General features: G+C 57.1%; 3 protein-coding genes. 1 reads left to right on the top strand and 2 read right to left on the bottom strand.

The features are described from left to right. The coding region (locus Q7O77_RS16860) for a molybdopterin cofactor-binding domain-containing protein (RefSeq protein ID WP_304169914.1) at positions 1-766 on the top strand (766 nt) is incomplete at its 5' end. Positions 767-952: 186 nt separating this feature from the next. Here Q7O77_RS16860 and Q7O77_RS16855 read toward each other — a convergent pair. Together Q7O77_RS16855 and Q7O77_RS16850 are read right to left on the bottom strand one after the other, a co-directional pair. Then, positions 953-1,465: a group 1 truncated hemoglobin gene (locus Q7O77_RS16855; RefSeq protein WP_304169912.1), complete on the bottom strand. Its 513-nt coding sequence runs from the start codon at positions 1,463-1,465 to the stop codon at positions 953-955. 66 nt (positions 1,466-1,531) lie between these two features. Beyond that, entirely contained in the window at positions 1,532-2,422 is an 891-nt protein-coding gene (locus Q7O77_RS16850; RefSeq protein WP_304169910.1) for a transporter, read from the bottom strand. Positions 2,423-2,582: the final 160 nt, after the last annotated feature.

Raw genomic sequence — 2,582 nt, 5'->3', positions numbered from 1 at the left:
GCCGAATACCTCGCCGACCGCGGCGTCCAGCGGCGCGGACTTAAATGGTAAAGCAGCCCAGCAGGCGGCGGAAATCATCAAGCAGCGACTCGTCAAACTGCTGTGTCGCCTGTATGCCTGTGAACCGGCGGACATCGCGTTTCATAATGGCGTCATACGCGCAGGCAGCCAGCATCTGACGTTTGCGCAGGTCGCGCATCTAGCGTGGCTCAATCAGGTGTCGCTGTCGGCCACGGGCTACTATCGAGTGCCGGGCATTCATTACGATCGCGAGGCGGGACGCGGAGAGCCGTTTTATTATTTTGTGTATGGCGCGGCCTGTGCGGAAGTGGCGGTGGATACGCTGACCGGCGAGTATCAGGTCAAGCGCGTCGATATCCTGCACGATGCGGGCGCTTCGCTGAATCCGGCGCTGGATATCGGGCAGGTGGAAGGCGGTTTCGTACAAGGCATGGGCTGGGTGACGACGGAAGAACTGGTGTGGAATGAGCAGGGACGGCTGCTGACGGACACCGGCGCCACCTACAAAATCCCGACGGTCGCGGATATTCCGCACGATTTTCGCGTGCAGCTTCTGCCTGATACGGGCAACGCCGCAGAAACCGTGTTCCGCTCCAAAGCGGTGGGCGAGCCGCCGTTTATGCTTGGCATGGCCGTCTGGTGCGCGTTGCAGGATGCCGTCGCGCGTCGCGACGAAGGGCCGCATCGTCTGCTCGACCTTCCCGCGACGCCGGAGCGAGTGTGGCGTGCGTTGCAGACGTCCTGAGGTGCCGCTTCAATAGAAATCAGGCCCACGCAGCGTGATCTGCGCGGGCCTGTAGGCGACCAAGGTTCAAACGCGGGCCAGCACAGAAGGTCGCTATCGCTTTACTGGCGATGCGGCCCGAACTCAGACTCGATTCACTGGCGTCATGCGCGGAGTGACACGCAATGCGTAGGGGATTACCGAGGCTTATTGCGGATCGGTGGGGGTGTCGGCATCGTTGGACGAAGGCCACTCCACGCCAACGCTTTTCATGCCTTTGGTGACATCCATCTCCGGGTGCGACAACACCACGTCACGGTAGGAGGGGCTGCCAATCACCACCGGTTTGAATGACATGAACGTGGCGGTGATCTCCTCACGCAGATCATGGGGGACGTCGAAATCCTCGTAACAGGCCTCCAGGCAGTCGAACATGGCCTGCCAATGTTCTTCGGTCAGACCCATTCCACGATGGGCCGTCACCATATCCCGGCCGCGATATACCGCGTTGCCGCCCCAGTGTACGGCCAGAAAATCAACGAAATTGATATGTTCCTTGAGGAACGTGGATTCTGACATATGGCCCCAGATATGCCCGATTTTGGGATGCGCCATCGCTTTTTTGAGGGCCGCGCCCGCAAATTGATGAATGGCATCGTATCCGCCAAGACGGGTGTACAGGGTGTCCTGACTGGGTTCTGCGGGGTGTTGACGGGTCATGTTGAGTCCTCCGATGATGATCAGATAAGGTCTGTGCATTCGAAAACGTTCACCTGTCATGAAAAATCAAAACAGGACGCCTAAACGCAACGTGGCGTTCAAATCCTGTTTAAATCCTTGTTTGACATCCAGATCTCGCCCTAAGACCGCCTGCAATTGCACAGATGGCGTAAAAAAATGCGACGCGGATACGCGGGCATAGGTGGTGTTCAGGCGATCGCGCTGATTTACGCCTCCCACGCTGCTCTCTGCCCCCGTAATCCATCCGCCGCCAAAACCTACCCGCGTTTGCGGCGTGAAGTCATAGCGCAGATAGGCTTGATATTCGTAACGCGGTTTTTGTTCTAATGTCTGCCCTGACGCACCGTAGTCGTCGTTTGGCGTGACCCAGGAAACATCGGCACCGGTATCGAAGGCCCAGTGAGGAGTGAAGTGGTGAATCCACGCGGCCTGAAGCAAGAAACGCCAGCGGTTTTCACCCATATTCAGTGGGTTATCGTTGTTGTAATGGCCCGTAGGCAGATAGAGGTAGGGACCGAGGGCCAAAACGTTGGTGCCCGCGGGATCTATATTGACGACGACAGGGGAGCCAACGACGACATCGCCGATACCGGAGGCGTCTCCCAATGCGCGACTATCGCCGTAGGCCGTGACGCTGCCAAACGGCAGAATGACCTGTGGCTGGATGCTGACATTTTCCATCGGATGATAAGCATGGATAAGGCGTAGCATCGAGACTTCTGATTTGAGCTTGTTGTCGCCCGCCGCTTTATTGCCTTGAGAATAATAGGCATCGCTATGATTGTACTGTAAATACGTCAGAAAAAAGGTGGCGTTGTCCGGCAGCATTTCATAGTCGCCAGGAGAAAACTCCAGCGCCTGCGCCGCATTCATCGCCGTGCCATTGAATAAGACAAAAAGGGCTATTCGCTGATATTGCCGGACTGCTGATTTCATGATCGTCCCCTGCTCAGAAACTTGTTTTATTAAAATCCCAAGGATGGCTCCGATCGTGTCGGAGCCTCAGTCTATTAGCCCTGACTTTCTGGTAGCACGACCCATTCCGCTGCCGCCGTCGGACAAGGTTCAAGGGTGTCCCCCGGCGGCGTGACGGCGA

Source organism: Lonsdalea britannica, assembly GCF_946477055.1.
GTDB lineage: Bacteria > Pseudomonadota > Gammaproteobacteria > Enterobacterales > Enterobacteriaceae > Lonsdalea > Lonsdalea britannica_A.
This window is presented reverse-complemented; position numbering and strand designations above follow the sequence as displayed.

What these genes read in the sequence shown, in the direction of transcription:
- Q7O77_RS16855 (WP_304169912.1), bottom strand. Translation starts at nt 1,465, where the DNA reads ATGACCCGTCAACACCCCGCAGAACCCAGTCAGGACACCCTGTACACC.
- Q7O77_RS16850 (WP_304169910.1), bottom strand. Translation starts at nt 2,422, where the DNA reads ATGAAATCAGCAGTCCGGCAATATCAGCGAATAGCCCTTTTTGTCTTA.